The organism is Pararhodobacter sp. SW119, assembly GCF_017811755.1.
GTDB lineage: Bacteria > Pseudomonadota > Alphaproteobacteria > Rhodobacterales > Rhodobacteraceae > Pararhodobacter.
Window position 1 is genome coordinate 1 of sequence record NZ_JADDJF010000007.1, and the last position, 20,824, is coordinate 20,824.

Consider the following 20,824-nt stretch of genomic DNA (forward strand, 5'->3'; position numbering starts at 1 on the left):
AACTTAACCTCCAAACTGCGAAAAAATCCAAGAGTCGTGTAGTATGCGATCAGGTTAACAAATTTTCTCTTTCATAGATTTATCAGATGGATAGGGCCTCTGCGCAAATTGCGCAGCGGCCCTTTTTCCTCTCCGCGGGGGCGGCTTCGCCGCTCACCCCTCCAGGGCGACCAGCGCATGGCGCTTGCGCCCGGCGGTCAGCTTGACCGGCTCGGCCAGGTCGCCGGCGCGGATCATCAGCCCGGCATCGCTCAGCGGCGCGTCGTTGAGGCGCGCGCCCCCCTCGGCGATCAGACGCCGCGCGTCCTTGCCCGATTTCGCCAGCCCCGCGCGCACGAAAAGCTGCGCGACCGACACGCCCTCGGCGGCCTCGGACGTGCTCAGCGCGATGCGCGGCAGATCCTCGCCCGTCCCGCCCTGTTCAAAGACGTCGCGCGCCGTCGACTCGGCGGTCGTCGCGGCCTCTGCCCCGTGGCAGAGGCGCGTGACCTCGTTGGCCATCCGGACCTTGGCGTCGTTGATCTCGGCGCCGCCGAGCGCACCCAGCCGATCGCATTCGTCGACCGGCAGTTCGGTGTAGAGCTTCAGGAAGCGCCCGACATCGGCATCGGTCGTGTTGCGCCAGAACTGCCAGAACTCGTAGGGGCTCAGCATCTCGGCATTGAGCCAGATCGCCCCGCCGGCCGACTTGCCCATCTTCCGCCCGTCCGAGGTGGTCAGCAGGGGCGTCGTCAGCCCGAAGACTTGGCGGTCCGCCACCCGCCGCGTCAGGTCCACGCCGTTGACGATATTGCCCCACTGGTCCGACCCGCCCATCTGCAGCAGGCAGCCATGGCGGCGGTGGATTTCCAGGAAGTCGTATGCCTGCAGTATCATGTAGTTGAATTCCAGAAAGCTGAGCGACTGTTCCCGGTCCAGCCGCGACTTGACGCTTTCGAAGCTCAGCATCCGGTTGACGCTGAAATGCCGCCCGATGTCGCGCAGGAATTCCAGGTAGTTCAACCCGTCCAGCCATTCGGCGTTGTTCAGCATGAGGGCGTCACCCGCGGCGTCGCCGTAGCCCAGGTATTTCGCGAAGACCTGCTGCATGCCGTCGATATTGGCGGCGATCTGATCGGGGCCCAGCAGCGGCCGCTCCTCGGCCCGGAAGGACGGATCGCCCACCTTGGTCGTGCCGCCGCCCATCAGCGTGATCGGCTTGTGCCCGGTCTTCTGCAGCCAGCGCAGCAGCATGATGTTCAGCAGATGCCCTACATGCAGCGATTTCGCCGTCGCGTCATAGCCGATATAGGCCGGCACGGTGCCCTTCATCAGCGCCTCGTCCAGGCCCTGCATGTCGGTGCAGTCGGCGAGGAATCCGCGCGCGATGATCGTGGTCAGGAAATCCGACTTGGGGCGGTAGGTCATTTTGTCACTTGTCCCGGTCTGCGGCTCGCGTGTCTATAGACCGAAGGCAAGGTGGAGGAAAAGAACCGATGCACGCGGACAGGCTGCGGGTCTTAGGGATGATGTCGGGCACTTCGCTCGACGGGGTGGACGCGGCGGTGCTGGAGACCGACGGCGAGGCAATCCTCGGCTTCGGCCCCAGCGCCTATCGCCCCTATTCCGAGGCCGAGCGTGCGGTTCTGCGTGCGGCCCTGGGCACCTGGCAGGGTGCGGCGCCGGCCGACGCCGCGGCGCGGGTGGTCGAGGCTGCACATGCGGACCTGCTGGCGGGGTTCGACGCGGTCGACCTGGTGGGCTTTCACGGCCAGACGCTGGCGCATGATCCCGGCCGGCGCGGGACGCATCAGGCCGGGTCGGGCGCGCGGCTGGCGTCGGAGTCGGGCCGGCCGGTGGCCTGGGATTTCCGCAGCGCCGACGTGGCGGCGGGCGGGCAGGGGGCGCCGCTGGCCCCCTTCTACCACCACGCGCTGGCGCGCTGGATGGGGGCTGAAGCGCCGCTGGTGTTCCTCAACATCGGCGGCGTGGCGAACGTGACCTGGGTGGACCCGACCGACCCGGCGCCCGAAACCGCCTGCCGCGCCTTCGACTGCGGGCCGGGCAACGCGCCGATGGACGACTACGCCGCCGCCATCCTGGCCCAGCCGCGCGACGAAGGGGGCGCGCAGGCGCTGTCCGGGCGCCCGGTTGTGGCACGGCTGGCGGAATTCGCGACCGATCCGTTCTTCGCGCTCGCCCCGCCCAAATCGCTCGACCGGGCAGCGCCGGCGCCGGACGTGTCGGGGCTGGCGCCCGCTGACGCTCTGGCGACCCTGGCCGCCGCGGTGGCCGAGGGGGTGGCGCGCGCGTTCGACCATTTCCCGGTGCCGCCCCAGCGCGTGCTGGTCTGCGGCGGCGGGCGGCACAACCGGGCGCTGATGGCGCAGCTTGCCGCGCGCCTGCCCTGCCCGGTGGCCCCGGTCGAGGCGGCGGACCTGGACGGCGACATGATCGAGGCGCAGGCCTTCGCCTATCTCGCGGCGCGGGTCCTGCGCGACCTGCCGTTGTCGGCGCCGGGGACCACGGGGGTCGCGGCGCCGACCCGCGGCGGACGCATCAGCCGTCCGCCTGCGTGACGGGAACCGGCGTCAGAAGCCGCTCGAACAGCATTTCCAGAAACGCCTCGGCCCCGTCCAGCGGGTCAGCGCCGTCGCGGAGCAGGCGGATCTGCGCATCGAAATCGGCATAGTGCTGCGTCAGCGCCCAGATCGAGAAGATCAGGTGATAGGGATCGATCGGCGCCAGCCGCCCGGCCGCGACCCAACCCTGGATCACGCGCACGCGATCCTCGACCAGCGCCTTCAGGTCGGTCGAGATGAAGCCGGACATCCGCGGGGCGCCCTGCAGGATCTCGTTTGCAAACAAGCGGCTTTCGCGCGGAAACTCACCGGCCATCTGAAGCTTGTGGCGCATGTAGGACATGATCTCGGCCCGTGGATCGCCGGCGGGATCGATCGCCTTGAGCGGATCGATCCAGGTGGCGAGCAACGCGCCCAGCAGCGCCGCGTGGATCGATTCCTTGCTGTCGAAGTAATAGAGCAGGTTGGGTTTCGACAGTCCCGCCTCGACCGCGATCTGGTCCAGCGTCGCGCCGCGGAACCCCTGCGCCGAAAACACTTCCAGCGCGGCGTCGAGGATACGCCGGCGGTTGCGTTTCTGGATGCGCGTCGTCATCGCCCCGCCCCGATGCCGATGCCGCGCAGGATGATGCCGCAGACCGTCTCTGTCGCCGCGTCCCACTGCGCGTCGGACAGCGGGCCGTCGTTCAGCGTCTCGATCTGGTGGGCGAAGTCGGCGTAATGCTGCGTCGTCGCCCAGATCATGTAGAGCAGCCACCGCGGATCGACCTCCCGCATCTCGCCCGCGGCGATCCAGCGGCGGATCACCCGAACCCGCGATTCGGTCCATTCCCGCAGCGTCGATTCGAGGAAGTCCTGGATGATCGGCGCGCCATGCATCACCTCGTTCGCCCAGACCTTCGATCCATACCTGTGCGCGCGCGACAGGTCCATCTTGCGGGTGATGTAGCGACGCAGCGCGACCTCGGGCGTGGCCGAGCTTTCGAAACTGTCCGCGGCCTCCAGCCAGACCAGGAAGATGCGCTCGACCACCCGGCGGTAGAGTTGCTTCTTCGAGGCGAAATAGTAGTGCAGGTTGGCTTTCGGCAGGGCGCAGAGATCCGCGATCGCCTGCATCGTCGCGCCGCCGAAACCTGCCTCCGCAAAGACCCGCTCGGCCGCATCGAGAATCGCGCGCTCCGTTTCCTCGCGCGCGCCGGCCCGGTTGCCTTGTCTCTCAGCGTGTTCCGCCTTAGCCATGGGCGATTTCCGGGCCTTCCGAATGAACTTGACTGAATGGTCAGGCCTGCTAGCGTCGGCTTCGCCGTGAAACCCGTCCGTCGCCCGGTTATACTGGAAGACCATGCCAATTGAAGCCCGGTCGTGTATCGTGGTTGCAGGATATCCCGGGTGCGGAAGCCCGGGACGCCGGCGGGCGTGATCGAAGGCGAGGGTGGCGGCAGACCACCTCGAACCACAGGAGAGAGACATGAACGCACCCGCTGCCAACATGCGAATCGATGCCGACCGCCTCTGGGATTCGATCCATGAGATGGCCGAGATCGGCCCGGGCGTGGCTGGCGGCAACAACCGCCAGACGCTAACCGATGCGGATGCCGAGGGTCGCGCGCTGTTTCGGAAGTGGTGCGAGGCGGCGGGCCTAGCGGTTGGCGTCGACGAGATGGGGACGATGTTCGCCACCCGCCCGGGTGAAGACCCGGAAGCGCTGCCGGTCTACGTCGGCAGCCATCTGGATACGCAGCCCACCGGTGGGCGCTATGACGGGGTGCTGGGGGTTCTGGGCGGGTTGGAGATCGTGCGCACGCTCAACGACCTCGGCGTCCGGACGAAACACCCGATCGTGGTCACCAACTGGACGAACGAGGAAGGCACGCGGTTCGCGCCGGCGATGCTGGCCTCGGGCGTCTTTGCGGGCGTGATCGACCAAGATTGGGCCTACAACCGCGTGGACGCCAAGGGCAAGCGCTTCGGGGACGAGCTGGACCGCATCGGCTGGAAGGGCGAGGAGAAGGTGGGCGCACGCAAGATGCGCGCCTTCTTCGAGCTGCATATCGAGCAGGGTCCGATCCTTGAAGCCGAGGGCAAGGATGTGGGCATCGTCACCCATGGCCAGGGCCTCAGGTGGATCGAATGCACGGTGACCGGCAAGGGCCAGCATACCGGCTCAACCCCGATGTACATGCGCCGCAACGCGGGCCGCGCGCTGGCGCGCGTGACCGAACTGGTGCACGAGATCGCCATCGCCCGCCAGCCCAACGCCGTGGGCGCCATCGGGCATATCGATGTCTATCCCAACAGCCGCAACATCATCCCCGAGAAGGTGGTCTTCACGGTCGATTTCCGCTCCCACGTGCTGGAGACGCTGGAAGAGATGGTGGCCGAGTTCCTGGAAAACGCGCCGGGCGTCTGCGCCGATATCGGGGTGAAGTTCAAGGCCGAGATCGCCGGCCAGTTCGACCCGCCGGCCTTTGACGAGACGCTGCTGGGGCGCCTGCGCGGCGCGGCGGAGCGGCTGGGCTACAGCTACATGGACATCGTCTCGGGCGCGGGGCACGACGCCTGCTGGATCAATCGCGTGGCGCCCACGGCGATGATCATGTGTCCTTGCGTGGATGGGCTGAGCCACAACGAGGCCGAGGACATCAGCAAGGATTGGGCGGCGGCGGGCACCGATGTGTTGCTGCACGCCGTCCTCGAAACCGCGGAGATCGTGGACTAGCGGGCCGCGGGGGGCCAGCCCCCCGCACCCCCCGCCAAGGGGGGCGGCGCGCCCCCCTTGGAACCCCGCGGACCAAACCCGCAATCAGAGAGGGCCGAGGCCCCGACAGGGAGTAGAGAATGGCAAGCACCGTCATCCGCAACGGCACGATCGTCACCCACGATCTGACCTACGCCGCCGATGTGAAGGTCGAGGGCGGCAAGATCGTCGAGATCGGGCCGAACCTGTCGGGCGACAGCGAACTGGATGCCACCGGCTGCTACGTCATGCCCGGCGGCATCGACCCGCATACGCACCTGGAGATGCCCTTCATGGGCACCTATTCCACCGACGACTTCGAAAGCGGCACGCGCGCCGCCTTGGCGGGCGGCACCACGATGGTCGTCGATTTCGTCCTGCCGGGCCAGGGCCAGGGGCTGATGGACGCGGTGAAGATGTGGCACAACAAGTCCACCCGCGCCAACTGCGACTACTCCTATCACATGGCGATCACCTGGTGGGGCGAGGAGGTCTGGAAGGGAATCGAGGAAAGCGCGAATGCCGGGATCACCAGCTTCAAGCATTTCCTCGCCTACAAGGGCGCGCTGATGGTCAACGACGACGAGCTTTTCGCCAGCTTCCGCCGCGTCGGCGATGTCGGCGGGCTGGCCATGGTCCATGCCGAGAACGGCGATGTCGTGGCCGAACTCACCGCGAAACTTCTGGCCGAGGGCAACTCGGGCCCCGAAGGTCACGCCTATTCCCGCCCGCCGCAGGTCGAGGGCGAGGCCACCAACCGCGCCATCATGATCGCCGACACGGCCGGCGTGCCGCTCTATGTCGTCCATGTCAGCTGCGAGGACAGCCACGAGGCGGTCCGCCGCGCCCGCCAGCAGGGCAAGCGCGTCTTCGGTGAGCCCCTGATCCAGCACTTGACGCTTGACGAGAGCGAATACTTCCACGCCGACTGGGACCACGCCGCCCGTCGCGTGATGTCGCCGCCCTTCCGCAACAAGATGCATCAGGACAGCCTCTGGGCCGGGCTGCAGGCGGGCTCGCTCTCGGTCGTCGCCACCGACCATTGCGCCTTCACCACCGAGCAGAAGCGCTTCGGTCTCGGTGATTTCTCCAAGATCCCCAACGGCACCGGCGGGCTGGAGGACCGGATGCCCATGCTCTGGACGCATGGGGTGGGCACCGGGCGGCTGACCCCCAACGAATTCGTCGCGTTGACCTCGACCAACGCGGCGAAGATCTTCAACCTCTACCCGCAGAAGGGCGCGGTGCGCGTCGGCTCGGACGCCGACCTGGTCGTCTGGGACCCCGAGAAGGAGAAGACGATCACCGCCGGCACCCAGCAGTCGGCCATCGACTACAACGTCTTCGAGGGCAAGAAGGTCAAGGGCCTGCCGCGCTTCACCCTGACCCGCGGCAAGGTCGCGGTCCATGACGGCGACATGCGCACCGAGGAAGGCCACGGCCAGTTCGTCGGCCGCGAGGCGCGCCCCGCCGTCAACCGCGCGCTAAGCCAGTGGAAGGATCTGACCGCGCCGCGGCCGGTCACCCGCACCGGCATTCCCGCGACGGGGGTCTGATGCGCGACGCCTCACTGGTGCCGGTGATCGCGGCGCAGGGACTGGGCCTGACCTTCCGGACGGCCGACGGCCCGGTGCATGCGCTCAAGGACATCGACCTCACGATCCACAAGGGCGAATTCGTCAGCTTCATCGGCCCGTCGGGCTGCGGCAAGACGACCTTCCTGCGCGTGATCGCGGATCTGGAAGCACCGACCGAAGGCACGATCACCGTCAACGGCATGTCGCCCGGGGACGCCCGCCGTGCCCGCGCCTATGGCTACGTGTTCCAGGCCGCGGGCCTCTACCCCTGGCGCACGATCGAGGGCAACGTGAAGCTGCCGCTGGAGATCATGGGCTATTCCCGCGCTGAGCGCGCCGAACGCGCGCGCCGGGTGCTGGAACTGGTGGAGTTGACCGGGTTCGAGAAGAAGTTTCCCTGGCAGCTCTCGGGGGGCATGCAGCAGCGCGCCTCCATCGCTCGCGCGCTGGCCTTCGATGCCGACATCCTGCTGATGGACGAACCCTTCGGCGCCCTGGACGAAATCGTGCGCGACCGCCTGAACGAGGAGTTGCTGAAGCTCTGGGCGCGGACCGAAAAGACCATCGGTTTCGTCACCCACTCGATCCCCGAGGCGGTCTACCTGTCGACCAAGATCGTCGTCATGTCCCCCCGCCCGGGGCGCATCACCGACGTGATCGACAGCCCCCTGCCGCGCGAGCGCCCGCTGGATATCCGCGACAGCCGCGAGTTCATCGACATCGCCCACCGCGTCCGCGAGGGGCTCCGGGCGGGCCACGTCGATGACTGAGTCTGCTCCGCCTTCATCTGTCCTGAAATATCCCGGGGGGAGTCCCTGCAAGGGGACGGGGGGCAGCGCCCCCCATACCCCACCCGCGCCACCGAGGCCGGCATGAGAAACCTGCTGCCCGTCCTCACCGTCGCCCTCGCGCTGATCGCGGCCTGGTATGTCGCCGTCGTGCCGATGAACGCGCAGTGGGAGCGGGATCAGGCCGCGCGGGCCGGCACCGAACTGGCCTTCGGCGACCTCGTTGCCCGGACCATGGCGCAGGACCGACCCCGCCTGCCGGCGCCGCACCAGGTCGTGGCCGAGCTTTGGGAGTCGACCTGGGTGGAGGAACGCCACGGCCGCCGTGGCTGGTGGAACACCGGGTCGCTGTCCAACCGCAGCCTCGTCTGGCACGGCTGGGTCACGCTGTCGGCGACGATGCTGGGCTTTCTGATCGGCACCGGGCTGGGCGTACTTCTCGCCATCGGCATCGTCTACAACCGGGCGATGGACGCCAGCGTGATGCCCTGGGCGATCGCCAGCCAGACCATCCCGATCATCGCGCTGGCGCCGATGATCATCGTGGTGCTGAACTCGGTCGGCATCACCGGGCTGATCCCGAAATCGATCATCGCGGCCTATCTCAGCTTCTTCCCGGTCGTCGTCGGCATGGTCAAGGGCCTGCGCGCGCCCGACGCGATGCAGCTCGACCAGATGAAGACCTGGAATGCCAGCGGCGTGCAGGGCTTTCTGAAACTCCGCCTGCCGTCGTCGATGCCGTATTTCTTCGCCTCGATGAAGATCGGCATCGCCGCTGCCCTCGTCGGCACCATCGTCGGCGAACTGCCAGTCCAGCAAGGCGGCCTTGGCGTCCGGCTTCTGTCGGGCAGCTACTACGGGCAGACGGTGCAGATCTGGGCGGCGCTTTTCGGGGCGGCGATCCTGGCGGCGGTGCTGGTGGGCATCATCGGTTGGGTCCAGCGCACGACACTGAAACGCATGGGGCTGGCGCAATGACCGCCGCCTGGTCAGCCACCCCGGCCTGGGCGCGCCCGATCCTGGTCACTGCAGCGCTGATCGCGGCCGTCCTTGCCCTGCGCCTGCCCGCCGCCGGCGCGCCCGATGCGCGGCTTCTGCTCCTGCTGGCGATTTGGCTCGGCGCCTGGGCGGTCAACGCCTGGCTGGTCGCGGCTTACCCGGGGTCCCGCATCCGCGCGCTGGTCGCGGTCCTTTTCGGCGTCACGCTGATCGGCCTCTGGGAACTCGCCACCCGCCTTTACGAGGTGCCCCGCGTCATCCTGCCGCCGCCCTCGATGATCGGGGCGCGGATCATGACCTCGACCGACACGCTCTGGACTGACGTGGTGCAGACCTTCTTCAAGGGCGCGCTCTCGGGCTTCGCCATCGGCACGGGTGCGGCGATCCTCTTCGCCCTCGTCGTCGACCGCTTCGACTTCCTGCGCCGGGGGCTGCTGCCGGTCGGCAACTTCCTCGCCGCGCTGCCGATCATCGGCACCGCGCCGATCATGGTCATGTGGTTCGGCTTCGACTGGCCGTCGAAGGCCGCGGTTGTCGTCGCCATGGTCTTCTTCCCGATGCTGGTCAACACCGTGCAGGGCCTCGCCGCGACAGAGGCGATGCAGCGCGACCTCATGCGCACCTATTCCGCCAGCTGGGCGCAGACGCTTCTGACCCTGCGCCTGCCCGCAGCCATGCCCTTCATCTTCAACGGGCTGAAAATCTCGGCAACGCTGGCGCTGATCGGGGCGATCGTCGCCGAATTCTTCGGCTCGCCCACCCGCGGCATGGGCTTTCGCATCTCGACCGAGGTGGGGCGCTTGCAGCTCGACATGGTCTGGGCCGAGATCGCGGTGGCGGCCCTCGTGGGCTCGACTTTCTACGGTTTCTGGGCTCTGCTCGAACGGCGGGTGACCTTCTGGCACCCGTCGCAGCGTGGCAGGTAATTGCCGGGCATTCCGGCCAACAAGGAGGTGACTGAATGACTGTTAAACTGACGAGTATGGTGGCGGCCTTCGCGCTGACCGCGGGCGCGGCGCACGCCATGGACGAGGTAACGCTGCAACTGAAATGGGTCACGCAAGGCCAGTTCGCCGGCTACTACGTTGCGCTGGACCAGGGCTTCTACGAGGAAGAGGGGCTCGATGTCACCATCCGCCCCGGCGGCCCCGACATCGCGCCGGTGCAGGTGCTGATGGGTGGGGGTGCCGATGTCATGGTTGACTGGCTGCCGTCGGCACTGGCCGCGCGCGAACAGGGCGCGCCGGTGGTCAACATCGCGCAGCCCTTCGCGCGGTCCGGACTGATGCTGACATGCTGGGCCGATGCCGGGATCACCGAACCCGAGGATTTCCGCGGGCATCGGATCGGCACCTGGTATTTCGGCAACGAGATTCCGCTTCTGAATTGGCTGTCGCAGCTGGAAATTCCCACCGACGGCGGCGAGGACGGGGTCGAGATCCTGCGCATCGGGTTCAACGTGGACCCGCTCCTGCAGCGGCAGGCCGATTGCGTCACCACGATGACCTACAATGAATACTGGCAGGTCATCGACGCCGGCATCACGCCCGAGGAAATCACCTTGTTCCGCTATTCGGACTATGGCGTCGCCACCTTGGAGGACGGCCTCTACGTCTTCGAAGAGAATCTCGAGGATCCCGCCTTCGTTGACAAGATGGCCCGCTTCGTGCGTGCCTCGATGCGCGGCTGGCGCTGGGCGGAGGAGAACCCCGACGAGGCGGCGATGATCGTGCTCGACTATGACGAGACCGGGGCGCAGACCGAAGAGCACCAGATCCGCATGGTGCGAGAGATCGCGAAACTGACCGAGGGCGCGACGGGCGTGCTGGATGTCGAGGCCTATGAGAGCACGGTGGCGACGCTGCTGGGCGGCGGCTCCGACCCGGTCATCCGTCAGGAGCCCGAGGGCGCCTGGACCCACGCGGTGACCGACGCCGCCTTCGACTGAACCCGATCCTGACGGCCGGGGGCAACCCCGGCCGCATCTTTCATGCACACCACACTGACCATCGAGACACGCGGCCCCGGCCTTTACGAATTCACCGACCAACTGCGCGGCTGGGTCGGCCAGAATGGCACGGGCGAGGGGCTGCTGACGCTGTTCATCCGTCACACCTCGGCCAGCCTTCTGATCCAGGAGAACGCCGCGCCCGAGGTGCAGGACGACCTGCTCGGTTTCCTCGACCGGCTGGTGCCGCAAGCCGACGACCCTGCGATGGCCTATCTGCGCCACCGTCAGGAAGGGCCCGACGACATGCCGGCGCATATCAAGGCGGCACTCCTGCCCACCAGCCTGCAGATCCCCGTCATCGGCGGCCGCCTGGCGCTTGGCACCTGGCAGGGCGTCTATCTGGTCGAACACCGCACCCGCCCGCACCGGCGCGAGGTGGTCGCGATGCTGCGCTGATGCCGCCCCCGATGCTTCCGCAAGACTGGTTCGAACGCCCGGCGACCGCGGTCGCGCCCGACCTAATCGGCACGGAACTGATCCTGCGCGGTTGCGGTGGCATCATCACCGAGACCGAGGCCTATGATCCGGGCGACCCCTCCTCGCACAGCCACCGCGGCCCTAACAAGCGCAACGCCGCCATGTTCGGCCCCGGCGGGCGGGCTTATGTCTACCGCTCCTACGGGATCCACTGGTGCCTGAACGTGGTCTGCGGCGCCGGCCACGGCGTGCTGATCCGCGCCTTCGAGCCGCGCTTCGGCATCGCGAGGATGCAGGAACGGCGCGGCACCGACCGGCCGCGCCTGATCGCGTCTGGGCCGGGCCGGGTCGGGCAAGCGCTGGCGGTGGGACCCGAGGACAACCACACGCCGTTCGATGCACCCGATTTCTGCATCCGCCCCGGTGCATCCGCCGATCTGCTGGTCGGCCCGCGCATCGGCATCACCCGCGCCGCCGACTGGCCACGCCGCTTCGGGATGAAGGGCTCGGCCTATCTCAGCCGACCTTTCCGCTGATCGGGCGCCTCAGTCGCGGGGTGGGGACTCCACGTGGCTCCCGCCCCTCGTCAGGTTGTGCTGCGCACAACCTTCCTCGCGTTGGGCCGGGCGCCGCGCCTGCGGCGCGGCGAAAAGGCCGGGCCGCGATTGTCGGACCCCCGCGCTGCCGTCTTGGCGGCGTCATTTGCCAAAGACGGCAACTGGGCCGCCGGGGCCAATTCTGATCTTGCCCTTGGCGCGTTTGCAGTGGTTAATTTCTGATTACGATCACGACTTTTATCGCAATAAACCAGAGACTTGGCGGAATGTGCGCGCGCGCACATCCCTCGGCGGGACCGCTTCCTCAGGCCTTGCCCCGGTAGATCTCGATCAGCTTGGCCAGCATCTCCAGCGCCTCCTCGCGCGGGCGCTGAAAACTGTTGCGCCCGATGATCGAGCCGTTGCCGCCGCCGTCGCGGATCGCACGCGCGTTCTCGAAGACCGCGTCGGAGCCCGTCTTGGCGCCGCCCGAAAAGACCACGATCCGCCGCCCGTTGAACGCCGCCTGCATGCAATGCGCCACCCGCGCCGCCTGGCTGGCGACGTCGATCTTCTGCGCCTCGTAGACCTTCTTTGCCTCGGGCAGTTCCAGATGGTCGGTCGAGAGCTTGATCTTGATGACATGCGCGCCAAGGAGCGCCGCAATCTGCGCCGCATAGGCCGCGATGTCGATGGCCGTCTCGCCATCCTTGGTCAGCGCCTCGCCGCGCGGATAGGACCAGATCACCGTCGCCACGCCCTTCGCCGCGGCCTCCTCGCGCATGGCGCTGATCTCCTCGAACATCTCCAGCCCCATGTCCGAGCCCGGATAGACCGTGAAGCCGATCGCCGCGCATCCCAGCCGCAGCGCATCGTCGACGCCCGCGGTGATCGCCTGGTTCTTGCCGGCGGTGTCCGACATCAGCGAGTTGGCCGAGTTGCATTTCAGGATCGTCGGGATCTGCCCGGCATAGGTGTCGGCGCCGGCCTCGATCATGCCCAGGGGGGCGGCATAGGCGTTGAGCCCCGCGTCGATGGCCAACTGGTAGTGGTAATGCGGGTCGTAGGCGGCGGGGTTCGCGGCGAAGCTGCGCGCGGGGCCGTGTTCGAACCCCTGGTCGACCGGCAGGATGATCATCTTGCCGGTGCCGCCCAGCTTGCCGTGCATCAGCATCCGGCAGAGGTTGGCCTTCACGCCCGGCGTGTCGCCCTCGTAGTTGGACAGGATCTTCTGAACGGTTCTGGTCGCGCGCATCACGGGCTCCTGTTATGGATTCATGGGGCAGGATTACTGGCCGCGGGACCGCGCGACAATGCCCAAGCCGGCCCGTTAACGCTGACGGGCCGTAAAAGTCGGGGATTTCCGCGCGCGATCCACGCAAAAGGCGCGCAGCTCCTCCGACCCGCGCGCCCGCCCCTCCGTTCCGGACTTACGCCCGGCCCCCTATTCCGCCGCTCAGTTGCGCGCCTTGTCGACCATCTTGCCCTTGGCGATCCAAGGCATCATGCCGCGCAGCTTCTCGCCGACCTGTTCGATCTGGTGGGCGTCGTTCAGGCGGCGGGTCGCCTTGAAGCTGGGCTGGCCGACGGCGTTTTCCTGCATGAAGTCGCGCACGAACTTGCCGGTCTGGATGTCGCTGAGGACCTCCTTCATGCGGCGCTTGGTTTCCTCGCGCGGCAGGATGCGGGGGCCCGAGACGTATTCGCCGTATTCGGCGGTGTTCGATATCGAGTAGTTCATGTTGGCGATGCCGCCCTCGTAGATCAGGTCGACGATCAGCTTCACCTCGTGCAGGCATTCGAAATAGGCCATCTCGGGCTCGTAGCCGGCCTCGACCAGAGTCTCGAAGCCCATGCGGATCAGCTCCACCAGACCGCCGCAGAGCACCGCCTGCTCGCCGAAGAGGTCGGTTTCGCATTCCTGGCGGAAGTCGGTCTCGATGATGCCCGAGCGGCCGCCGCCGATGGCGGCGCAATAGGAAAGGCCCAGTTCCATCGCCCGGCCGGTGGCGTCCTGGTGGACGGCGACGAGGCAGGGCACGCCGCCGCCTTTCGCGTACTCTCCGCGCACGGTGTGGCCGGGGCCTTTCGGGGCCATCATGATGACGTCGACGCCGGGCTTGGGCTCGATCAGGCCGAAATGGACGTTCAGGCCGTGGGCGAAGGCGATCGCGGCACCTTCGCGCAGGTTGTCATGGACATGGGCCTTGTAGGTTGCGGCCTGCAACTCGTCCGGCATGGTGAACATGATCAGGTCGCACCAGGCGGCGGCCTCGGCAATGCCCATGACCTGCAGGCCCTCGCCCTCGGCCTTCTTGGCGCTGGGGGAGCCGTCGCGCAGCGCGACGACGACGTTCTTGGCACCCGAGTCGCGCAAGTTCAGGGCGTGGGCATGGCCCTGGCTGCCGTAGCCCAGGATCGCCACCTTCTTGTCCTTGATCAGGTTGATGTCGCAGTCGCGGTCGTAATAAACGCGCATGGTTTCCTCCGAGGGTTTGTTCGCATGCGAACATAGCGCCCCTCGGGCCGCCGAAGTGTCCAAATTTTGACGATTCACAGCCAAACGTGCAAACTGGAAACGCGAAACGGCCCGAATATGAAAAGAATCATGCGAATTGACGAGACGGACTTACGCATCCTGCGCCGGTACCAGGCGGACCCGGCGATGGCGATGGCGGAGATGGCCGAACAGGCCGGGGTAACGCTGGCGACCTGCTGGCGGCGGCTGGAGCGAATGCGCGCCAGCGGCGTGATCCGCGGCGTGCAGGCGGTGATTGACTGGCGGCGGCTGGGATGGGAGGTCGAGGTCAGCTTGCGCTTCACGCTCGACAAGACCAACCCGCGGGCCTTCGACGACTTTCTGGAGGCCGCGCGCGAGGTGCCCGAGGTGATCGAGATCCAGACCTTCCTGGGCCGCGTCGATGTGCGGCTCAACGTCATTGCCCGCGACATGGCGCATTATCAGCAGATCTACCGCGAGCGCATCCTGACCCTGCCGCATATCGCCGATATCGAGGCGCTGATGCATGTCGCCGTCATCAAGGACCAGGAGATCCTGCCGCTATGATCAAGCCCCATCCCCTGGACGGACCGATCCTGCGCGGGTTGCAGGCCGATGCCACGCAGAGCGCGAAGGCGCTGGCGGGCGATACCAACCTGAGCCCCCCCGCCATCCTGCGGCGCATGAAGAAGTTGGAGGAGGCGGGCGCGATCCGCACGCGCCGCGTGGTGCTGGACCGCGAGGCGCTGGGATTCGGAGTCACCGTCTTTCTGGGCGTGAAGCTGGCGACCAAGGGGCGCGTGAGTCTTGACGATTTCGAGCGCGCGGTGGCGGCGATCTCCGAGGTGCAGACGGTGCAGCATGTGCTGGGCGTCTACGATTACCGCCTGCGCGTGGTGGCCCGCGACATCAGCGATTTCGAGCGCGTGCTGCGCCGGCGGATCATGACGCTGCCGGGGGTGGGGCAGGTCGATGCCAATGTGCTCTTGAGCGAGGAGCGGCGGCCGGGACCCCTCTGACGTGGTGGGCGGTTCGCCTGGCGCCCGCGGAACGGCCCACCCACCCGCCCCCGTTCCGCGGGCGCCAAGCGAACCGTGTCGGCGCGAAGGGTCATTACCAGACGGTCTCGGCAGACCTGACCGCCCTTCGATGATGATGGAAGGCAAAGAACGTGACGATCGACGACCCTGGCAAGACCCAACGCCTCCTTGCGGAAATGAAGGCCTTGCTGCCATTGGAAGCCCGGCTGTCACCGAACCTGAGCAAGGTACTGTCGAAGCAGGCGCCGGGGACGAGGCTGCCCGCCAGATGCATGGTGACGGAGGTCTTCTACATGGGAGACGAAGGAGGGATTACCTGCCGCCTGGATATCGGAGGGCCAGACAGCAGCACCCCCTTCATCGTGTCGATGACGCATCTCGACTTTGACAGACGATCCCCGCTTTTTCGCCAGATAGATTCCTATTGTCGCCATCGCGTCAAGAAGCTCCGAAAGCATCGCGACCGCGGTTTCTGATGTCCCGAAGGGGTCGCCGCCTTCTCGGCTGAGGAGATCTTGTGGCTCAGGATGGACGGAAGGCAGCAGCCGCCTGCGCGGCCGCGCACATGGACAGTGCGCGGACGGGGATAGGCGCGGCGGGGTCGGATGCCTATCTTGGTCGCAACTTCGCAACAGGAGGCGATCATGTCCCAAGTCTCACTCGGCCTCGACACGTTCGGGGATGTCAGCCTGGGCGCTGACGGCAAGCTGAAACCCATGGATCAGGTGCTGCGCGATGTCGTGGACCAGGCGGTGCTGGCCGACGATCTAGGCATCGACTTCATCGGCCTGGGCGAGCATCACCGCGACGATTTCGCCATCTCGGCGCCCGAGATCGTTCTGGGGGCGATTGCCGGGCACACGCGCCGCATCAAGCTGGGCACCGCGGTGACGGTGCTGTCCACCGACGACCCGGTGCGGGTGTTCCAGCGGTTTTCCACCCTGAACGCCGTGTCGAACGGGCGGGCCGAGGCGATCCTCGGCCGCGGGTCCTTCAGCGAGAGCTACGCGCTTTTCGGGCATGACATGCAGGACTACGACCAGTTGTTCGAGGAGCGGTTGGAGATCTTCGCGCGGCTGTTGCGCGAGGAGAAGGTGAGCTGGCAGGGCAAGACGCGCGCGCCGCTGTCGAAGGCGCGGGTCTATCCGCGGCTGGGCCAGCCGCTGACCACCTGGGTGGGCGTCGGCGGCAGCCCCGAGTCGGTCCTGCGCGTGGTGCGCCACGATCTGCAGTTGATGCTGGCGATCATCGGCGGCGACCCGCTGCGATTCCGGCCCTTCGTCGACCTCTATCACCGCGCGATCGCGCAGACCGGGCAGGCGGCGCGGCCGATCGGGGTGCATTCACCCGGCTTCGTGGCCGAGACCGACGAGGCGGCGCGCGAATCGCTCTGGCCGCATTACCAGGCGATGTTCGGCCGCATCGGGCGCGAGCGCGGCTGGCCGCCGGTCACCAAGGACCGGTTCATCGGCGAGGTGGCGCATGGCGCGCTTTTCGTCGGCTCGCCGGACACGGTCGCGCGCAAGATCGTGCGCACGGTGAAGGGGCTGGGGATCGACCGGTTCGACCTGAAGTACGCAACCGGGCCGCAACCGCATGGCGACCTGATGGAAGGCCTGCGCCTTTACGGCGAGAAGGTGATCCCGATCGTGCGCGAGATGCTCGCCGAGCAGGAAGCCGCCTGAGGCGGGAAGGCGGGGGGCTGTCTGCCCCCCGCACCCCCCGGAGGATATTTCCGGACAGATGAAGGGTCAGGCGGCGGGCTGGGCCTGCGGCCAGGTTTTCGCGACCATGGTCAGCACATCGTATTGCGCGACGACCTCTTCCTTCTGGTTGGTGACCTGGCAGTCCCAGCGCACCTCGCCGTAATCGGCGCCTTCGCGGGGGTTGATCTCTTTGCAGGTCAGCCGGACGCCAAGGGTGTCGCCGGGGTTCACCGGGGTCAGGAAGCGCAGGTTGTCGACGCCGTAGTTGGCCAGCACCGGGCCCGGATCGGGCTGGACGAAGAGGCCGGCGGCGAAGGACACGATCAGGTAGCCATGCGCGACGCGGCCTTCGAAGAAGGGGTTCGCGCGGGCGGCATCCTCGTCCATGTGGGCGTAGAAGGTGTCGCCGGTGAAGTTTGCGAAATGCTCAATATCGTCGAGCGTGACCTGCCGGGTGCCGGTCACCAACTGGTCGCCGATGCGCAGATCGGCCAGCGATTTGCGGAAGGGGTGGGTGTCGGCGCGGGTGTCGGCGCCTTCGGTCCATCGGCCCGTGACCGCCGACAGCAGCCGCGGCGTGCCCTGCACCGCGGTGCGCTGCATGAAATGCTTGACGCCGCGGATGCCGCCCAACTCCTCGCCGCCGCCGGCGCGCCCCGGGCCGCCGTGCGTGAGCATGTAGAGGGGCGAGCCGTGGCCGGTGGAGGTTTTCGCGCTGGCGCGGTTGCCGATCAGCACGCGGCCGTGGAAGGGGGCGATGCCGAGGACGGCGGCTTCCGCCACCCTCGGGTCGTCGGTGAAGACCGAGGCCACGAGCGAGCCCTTGCCGCGGTGGGTGAGGGCGACGGCCTGATCGAGGTCGTCATAGGGCATGAGCGTGGCGACGGGACCGAAGGCCTCGACATCGTGCACCGCCTGCGCCGCGCCGGGGCGGTCGCAGTAGAGGACGACGGGGTTGAGGAAGGCGCCGCGGTCGGGATCGCCCGTCAGGGTCGTGACCTGGGCGGGGTCGCCGATGACGATCTCGGCGTCGGCCTGCAGGTCGCGAATGCGGGCGCGAACCTCCTCGCGCTGATCGAGGCTGGATAGCGCGCCCATGCGCGTGCCTGCGTCGCCCGGCAGGCCGGCGGGGAGTTTCGCCAGCCGTTCGGCCAGCGCATCGCGCACGGCCAGGACCTGGGCGCGCGGGATGAAGGCGCGGCGGATGGCGGTGCATTTCTGGCCGGCCTTGACGGTCATCTCGGCCGCCACCTCGCGGATGAAGAGGTCGAATTCGGGCGTGCCGGGTGTGGCGTCGGGGCCGAGGATGGAGGCGTTGAGGCTGTCGGCCTCCATCGTGAAGCGGGTCGCATTGGCGATGATCGCGGGATGGGTGCGCAGCTTCTGCCCGGTACTGGCCGAGCCGGTGAAGGTGACGACGTCCTGCCCGGTCATGTGATCCAGCAGATCGCCGACCGAGCCGCAGATGAGTTGCAGCGCGCCCTCGGGCAGAAGGCCGGTGGCGATGATCCGGCGGACCATGAGTTCGGTCAGATACGCGGTCTGGCTGGCGGGTTTGACGATCGCGGACATCCCGGCGATCAGCGTGGGAGCCAACTTTTCCAGCATCCCCCAGCAGGGGAAGTTGTAGGCGTTGATGTGGACCGCGACGCCCTGCAGCGGGGTCAGGATGTGCTGGGCGGAAAAGCTGCCGTCGCGGGCCAGCGGTTCCACGTCGCCCTCGGTCAGGACGCGCGTGTTGGGCAGTTCGCGCCGGGCCTTCGACGCGTAGCCCAGCATCGTGCCGATGCCGCCCTCGATATCCACCCAGCCGTCTTTCGGTGTCGCGCCGGTGGCCAGCGACAGCGCGTGAAAGTCGTCCTTCTGCGCCATCAGTTCCTGGCCCAGGGCCTTCAGCATCAGCGCGCGTTCGTGGAAGGACATGGCGCGCAGCTTCGCGCCCGCCTGGCGGCCGTGGTCCAGCGCCTCGCCCATGTCGAGGCCGGCGGCGTCGATCAGGGCCACGACCTCGCCGGTGGCGGCGTCGCGCAACTCCTTGCCGTCGCTACTGCCGGCTTGCCATTCGCCGCTGAGGTAGCTTTTCAGGCGGATCGGGGTCTGGTCGGTCATGGGGCCGTCCTCAGGTCAGGTGGAGGTCCGAAAGCAGCTTGCCGGTCTCGGCGCGCCAGTCGGCCAGCAGCGCCGCGTTCGGGCGGTGCCGCAGGCCGAAGCGGGAAAGCGTGTCGAAGCGGGTGGATTTCGGCGGGCCGAAGCCGGCCTCGACGCGCGGGGTCCAGTAGGCGAGCGAGGCGCGCGCCTGCTCGCGGCCATCGTCGGTCTCGACGATCTTCGCCAGCCCTTCGCAGCCCAACTCATAATGGCGCGCCTCGCGCGGGGCGACGGCGCGAAAGACCTCGGCCAGCGGCTGGTAGGAGATCTTCGCGAATTCCCGAAGCTGGATCACCGCCGCCGCACCTTGCAGGACGTTCATCACCACCGCATCGACCCAGCCCTGCAACGGGTAGTGAAAGACCGAGAGGCGCATGTCGCCGCCCTGGCGCGAGGCGCCGATATCGGCGTCGCGCGCCAGCCGCGCGGTCCAGGGGTGCACGCCCTCGTAGCGGTCGGTATTGGCGCCGAATTCGGCCATGATCTTCAGCACGCGCTCGGCATGGTCGGCCTTTTCCAGCACGATCCGGGCGGCGGCGATGCGGCTTTTTATCCCCGGCGCGTCGTTGATCGTGTCGGCAAAGCCCGCGGATCCCGCCAGTTCGCTGTCGACGAAGGTCGCCATCAGGCGCAGCAACTCGCCCCGGTAGCGCGGCGGCACGTTCCCCGGTGACGTCAGCTTGCCGCCCTGGGCCAGATAGTCCTCGATCGTCATGTCCATGGCGGCCTCACTGGTCGTAGCTGACGGTGATGCGGTCGGAAAGCGGGTAGCACTGGCAGGTCAGCACGTAGCCCTGTTCGACCTCGTAGTCCTCCAGCGCGTGGTTGACGCGCATCTCGGTCTCGCCCTCCAGCACCTTGGCGCGGCAGGTCGAGCAGACCCCGGCCTTGCAGGCATAGGGCGCGTCCAGATCGGCCCCCAGCGCGGCATCGAGCAGGCTTTCGCCGGTCTTCGGCATGCGGAAGGTGCGGGTGGTGCCATCGAGCGTCACCGTCGCCTCGCAGGCCTCGGCGCTGTCGGCCTGCTGGCTGACGGCCTTCTTCTTCGCGCGGCCCGGCTGGCCGCTGGCGAAAAGCTCGAACTTGATCTGCGCGTCGGTCAGGCCGTGGTCGCGCAAGGACGCGGCAATGGCCAGCATCATCGGCTCGGGCCCGCAGATGAAGGCCGCATCGACCGATGTCGGGTCCAGCCAATGGGTGAAAAGCGCCTGCATCTTCTCGGCGTCGACGCGGCCGGCGAAAAGGTCGATCTCCTGCCCCTCGGATTCCAGCACATGCAGGACCGAAAGCCGGCCGAGGTGGGTGTTCTTCAGATCCTCCAGTTCCTCGCGGAACATGATGGAGCTGATCTGGCGGTTGGCATAGACCAGCGTGAAGCGCGACTTCGGCTCGCGTTCCAGCACGGTCTTGAGGATCGACAGCACCGGCGTGATGCCGGACCCGCCGGCGAAGCCCAGGTAGTGGCGGCCCTGCCACGGGTCCAGCGGCAGGTGGAAGTTGCCCATCGGCGGCATGGCTTCCAGCACTTCGCCGGGGGCCAGGTTCTCGTTCGCCCAGGTGGAAAACGCCCCGCCATCGACGCGCTTGATGCCGACCTTCAGGCTGCCCTCGTCCAGCCCCGCGCAGATCGAATACGACCGCCGCAACTCGGCCCCGTCGAAGTCGCGGCGAAAGGTCAGGTACTGGCCCTGGGTGAAGGCGAAGCGGTCGGCGTCATCGGGCTTCGGGCGCAGCGTCACGACCACCGCGTCGCGCGTGTCCTTCTTGACGTCGATCACCTCGAGGGGAAGAAAACGGGCCATCT

General features: G+C 67.5%; 21 protein-coding genes. 13 read left to right on the top strand and 8 right to left on the bottom strand.

Translation table 11 applies throughout. The annotated features are described in order from the left end of the window. Positions 1 to 153 precede the first annotated feature (153 nt). The gene (gene tyrS / locus IM708_RS06215) at positions 154 to 1,407 is read right to left on the bottom strand and encodes a tyrosine--tRNA ligase (protein WP_209425473.1); all 1,254 of its coding nucleotides are present in this window, start codon (positions 1,405 to 1,407) and stop codon (positions 154 to 156) included. Between the two features lie 68 nt (positions 1,408 to 1,475). On the opposite strand from tyrS, the gene IM708_RS06220 reads away from it, so the two are divergent. Beyond that, entirely contained in the window at positions 1,476 to 2,558 is a 1,083-nt protein-coding gene (locus tag IM708_RS06220; protein ID WP_209425474.1) for an anhydro-N-acetylmuramic acid kinase, read from the top strand. Here IM708_RS06220 and IM708_RS06225 read toward each other — a convergent pair. Together IM708_RS06225 and IM708_RS06230 are read right to left on the bottom strand one after the other, a co-directional pair. Next, entirely contained in the window at positions 2,539 to 3,156 is a 618-nt protein-coding gene (locus IM708_RS06225; protein WP_209425475.1) for a TetR family transcriptional regulator C-terminal domain-containing protein, read from the bottom strand. The genes IM708_RS06220 and IM708_RS06225 overlap by 20 nt on opposite strands. Then, positions 3,153 to 3,800, bottom strand: a complete 648-nt coding sequence (locus tag IM708_RS06230) for a TetR/AcrR family transcriptional regulator (RefSeq protein WP_209425476.1) — start codon at positions 3,798 to 3,800, stop codon at positions 3,153 to 3,155. Before IM708_RS06230 ends, IM708_RS06225 begins: the two co-directional genes overlap by 4 nt. Positions 3,801 to 4,029: 229 nt before the next feature. Between IM708_RS06230 and IM708_RS06235 the strand changes: the two genes are divergently transcribed. The 8 genes from IM708_RS06235 (at position 4,030) to IM708_RS06270 (ending at position 11,626) form a co-directional block, all read left to right on the top strand. Beyond that, positions 4,030 to 5,280, top strand: coding sequence for a Zn-dependent hydrolase (locus IM708_RS06235; protein ID WP_209425477.1), 1,251 nt, complete (start codon positions 4,030 to 4,032; stop codon positions 5,278 to 5,280). A 119-nt stretch (positions 5,281 to 5,399) separates the two neighbouring features. After that, positions 5,400 to 6,854 carry a dihydropyrimidinase gene (gene hydA, locus IM708_RS06240; protein WP_209425478.1) on the top strand — a complete coding sequence of 485 codons (1,455 nt, stop codon included), beginning with the start codon at positions 5,400 to 5,402 and terminating at the stop codon, positions 6,852 to 6,854. Then, a complete protein-coding gene (locus tag IM708_RS06245) occupies positions 6,854 to 7,645 on the top strand; it encodes an ABC transporter ATP-binding protein (RefSeq protein ID WP_209425479.1) in 792 nt (263 codons plus the stop codon). Before hydA ends, IM708_RS06245 begins: the two co-directional genes overlap by 1 nt. A gap of 102 nt (positions 7,646 to 7,747) precedes the next feature. Beyond that, a complete protein-coding gene (locus IM708_RS06250) occupies positions 7,748 to 8,641 on the top strand; it encodes an ABC transporter permease (protein WP_209425480.1) in 894 nt (297 codons plus the stop codon). Next, entirely contained in the window at positions 8,638 to 9,588 is a 951-nt protein-coding gene (locus IM708_RS06255; protein WP_209425481.1) for an ABC transporter permease, read from the top strand. The genes IM708_RS06250 and IM708_RS06255 overlap by 4 nt, the downstream gene beginning before the upstream one ends. Positions 9,589 to 9,623: 35 nt before the next feature. Next, the gene (locus tag IM708_RS06260; protein ID WP_209425482.1) at positions 9,624 to 10,610 is read left to right on the top strand and encodes an ABC transporter substrate-binding protein; all 987 of its coding nucleotides are present in this window, start codon (positions 9,624 to 9,626) and stop codon (positions 10,608 to 10,610) included. A gap of 42 nt (positions 10,611 to 10,652) precedes the next feature. Beyond that, entirely contained in the window at positions 10,653 to 11,069 is a 417-nt protein-coding gene (locus IM708_RS06265; protein WP_209425483.1) for a secondary thiamine-phosphate synthase enzyme YjbQ, read from the top strand. After that, entirely contained in the window at positions 11,069 to 11,626 is a 558-nt protein-coding gene (locus tag IM708_RS06270) for a DNA-3-methyladenine glycosylase (RefSeq protein ID WP_209425484.1), read from the top strand. Before IM708_RS06265 ends, IM708_RS06270 begins: the two co-directional genes overlap by 1 nt. Before the next feature lie 325 nt (positions 11,627 to 11,951). Here IM708_RS06270 and IM708_RS06275 read toward each other — a convergent pair whose 3' ends face one another. Both IM708_RS06275 and ilvC read right to left on the bottom strand, forming a co-directional pair. Further along, the gene (locus IM708_RS06275; RefSeq protein ID WP_209425485.1) at positions 11,952 to 12,881 is read right to left on the bottom strand and encodes a class I fructose-bisphosphate aldolase; all 930 of its coding nucleotides are present in this window, start codon (positions 12,879 to 12,881) and stop codon (positions 11,952 to 11,954) included. A gap of 201 nt (positions 12,882 to 13,082) precedes the next feature. Then, positions 13,083 to 14,105, bottom strand: a complete 1,023-nt coding sequence (gene ilvC / locus IM708_RS06280) for a ketol-acid reductoisomerase (RefSeq protein WP_209425486.1) — start codon at positions 14,103 to 14,105, stop codon at positions 13,083 to 13,085. Between the two features lie 129 nt (positions 14,106 to 14,234). On the opposite strand from ilvC, the gene IM708_RS06285 reads away from it, so the two are divergent. The 4 genes from IM708_RS06285 to IM708_RS06300 all read left to right on the top strand — a co-directional run bounded on the left by IM708_RS06285 (position 14,235) and on the right by IM708_RS06300 (position 16,851). Continuing rightward, the gene (locus IM708_RS06285; protein ID WP_209425487.1) at positions 14,235 to 14,693 is read left to right on the top strand and encodes an Lrp/AsnC family transcriptional regulator; all 459 of its coding nucleotides are present in this window, start codon (positions 14,235 to 14,237) and stop codon (positions 14,691 to 14,693) included. Next, positions 14,690 to 15,145, top strand: a complete 456-nt coding sequence (locus IM708_RS06290) for an Lrp/AsnC family transcriptional regulator (RefSeq protein ID WP_209425488.1) — start codon at positions 14,690 to 14,692, stop codon at positions 15,143 to 15,145. Before IM708_RS06285 ends, IM708_RS06290 begins: the two co-directional genes overlap by 4 nt. 152 nt (positions 15,146 to 15,297) lie before the next feature. Next, complete coding sequence (locus IM708_RS06295) at positions 15,298 to 15,642, top strand: hypothetical protein (protein ID WP_209425489.1); 345 nt, start codon at positions 15,298 to 15,300, stop codon at positions 15,640 to 15,642. 168 nt (positions 15,643 to 15,810) lie between these two features. Continuing rightward, entirely contained in the window at positions 15,811 to 16,851 is a 1,041-nt protein-coding gene (locus IM708_RS06300) for an LLM class flavin-dependent oxidoreductase (protein ID WP_209425490.1), read from the top strand. A 66-nt stretch (positions 16,852 to 16,917) separates the two neighbouring features. Here the strand turns inward: IM708_RS06300 and paaZ are convergent, their stop codons facing one another. Genes paaZ through IM708_RS06315 form a run of 3 tightly spaced genes read right to left on the bottom strand, consistent with a single transcriptional unit; the run spans position 16,918 to position 20,822 of the window. Beyond that, the gene (gene paaZ / locus IM708_RS06305; protein ID WP_209425491.1) at positions 16,918 to 18,981 is read right to left on the bottom strand and encodes a phenylacetic acid degradation bifunctional protein PaaZ; all 2,064 of its coding nucleotides are present in this window, start codon (positions 18,979 to 18,981) and stop codon (positions 16,918 to 16,920) included. A gap of 10 nt (positions 18,982 to 18,991) precedes the next feature. After that, on the bottom strand, positions 18,992 to 19,735 hold the full coding sequence (locus IM708_RS06310; RefSeq protein WP_209425617.1) for a Phenylacetic acid catabolic protein: 744 nt from the start codon (positions 19,733 to 19,735) through the stop codon (positions 18,992 to 18,994). A gap of 13 nt (positions 19,736 to 19,748) precedes the next feature. After that, on the bottom strand, positions 19,749 to 20,822 hold the full coding sequence (locus IM708_RS06315) for a 2Fe-2S iron-sulfur cluster-binding protein (RefSeq protein WP_209425492.1): 1,074 nt from the start codon (positions 20,820 to 20,822) through the stop codon (positions 19,749 to 19,751). Positions 20,823 to 20,824 lie beyond the last annotated feature (2 nt).

Bases quoted from the DNA above. Each gene is read 5' to 3' on its own strand.
- tyrS (WP_209425473.1), bottom strand. From the start codon at position 1,407: ATGACCTACCGCCCCAAGTCGGATTTCCTGACCACGATCATCGCGCGC.
- IM708_RS06275 (WP_209425485.1), bottom strand. From the start codon at position 12,881: ATGCGCGCGACCAGAACCGTTCAGAAGATCCTGTCCAACTACGAGGGC.
- IM708_RS06270 (WP_209425484.1), top strand. From the start codon at position 11,069: ATGCCGCCCCCGATGCTTCCGCAAGACTGGTTCGAACGCCCGGCGACC.
- hydA (WP_209425478.1), top strand. From the start codon at position 5,400: ATGGCAAGCACCGTCATCCGCAACGGCACGATCGTCACCCACGATCTG.
- IM708_RS06290 (WP_209425488.1), top strand. From the start codon at position 14,690: ATGATCAAGCCCCATCCCCTGGACGGACCGATCCTGCGCGGGTTGCAG.
- IM708_RS06310 (WP_209425617.1), bottom strand. From the start codon at position 19,735: ATGACGATCGAGGACTATCTGGCCCAGGGCGGCAAGCTGACGTCACCG.
- IM708_RS06220 (WP_209425474.1), top strand. From the start codon at position 1,476: ATGCACGCGGACAGGCTGCGGGTCTTAGGGATGATGTCGGGCACTTCG.
- IM708_RS06250 (WP_209425480.1), top strand. From the start codon at position 7,748: ATGAGAAACCTGCTGCCCGTCCTCACCGTCGCCCTCGCGCTGATCGCG.
- ilvC (WP_209425486.1), bottom strand. From the start codon at position 14,105: ATGCGCGTTTATTACGACCGCGACTGCGACATCAACCTGATCAAGGAC.
- IM708_RS06245 (WP_209425479.1), top strand. From the start codon at position 6,854: ATGCGCGACGCCTCACTGGTGCCGGTGATCGCGGCGCAGGGACTGGGC.
- IM708_RS06315 (WP_209425492.1), bottom strand. From the start codon at position 20,822: ATGGCCCGTTTTCTTCCCCTCGAGGTGATCGACGTCAAGAAGGACACG.
- IM708_RS06300 (WP_209425490.1), top strand. From the start codon at position 15,811: ATGTCCCAAGTCTCACTCGGCCTCGACACGTTCGGGGATGTCAGCCTG.
- IM708_RS06285 (WP_209425487.1), top strand. From the start codon at position 14,235: ATGCGAATTGACGAGACGGACTTACGCATCCTGCGCCGGTACCAGGCG.
- IM708_RS06255 (WP_209425481.1), top strand. From the start codon at position 8,638: ATGACCGCCGCCTGGTCAGCCACCCCGGCCTGGGCGCGCCCGATCCTG.
- IM708_RS06260 (WP_209425482.1), top strand. From the start codon at position 9,624: ATGACTGTTAAACTGACGAGTATGGTGGCGGCCTTCGCGCTGACCGCG.
- IM708_RS06235 (WP_209425477.1), top strand. From the start codon at position 4,030: ATGAACGCACCCGCTGCCAACATGCGAATCGATGCCGACCGCCTCTGG.
- IM708_RS06230 (WP_209425476.1), bottom strand. From the start codon at position 3,800: ATGGCTAAGGCGGAACACGCTGAGAGACAAGGCAACCGGGCCGGCGCG.
- paaZ (WP_209425491.1), bottom strand. From the start codon at position 18,981: ATGACCGACCAGACCCCGATCCGCCTGAAAAGCTACCTCAGCGGCGAA.
- IM708_RS06225 (WP_209425475.1), bottom strand. From the start codon at position 3,156: ATGACGACGCGCATCCAGAAACGCAACCGCCGGCGTATCCTCGACGCC.
- IM708_RS06265 (WP_209425483.1), top strand. From the start codon at position 10,653: ATGCACACCACACTGACCATCGAGACACGCGGCCCCGGCCTTTACGAA.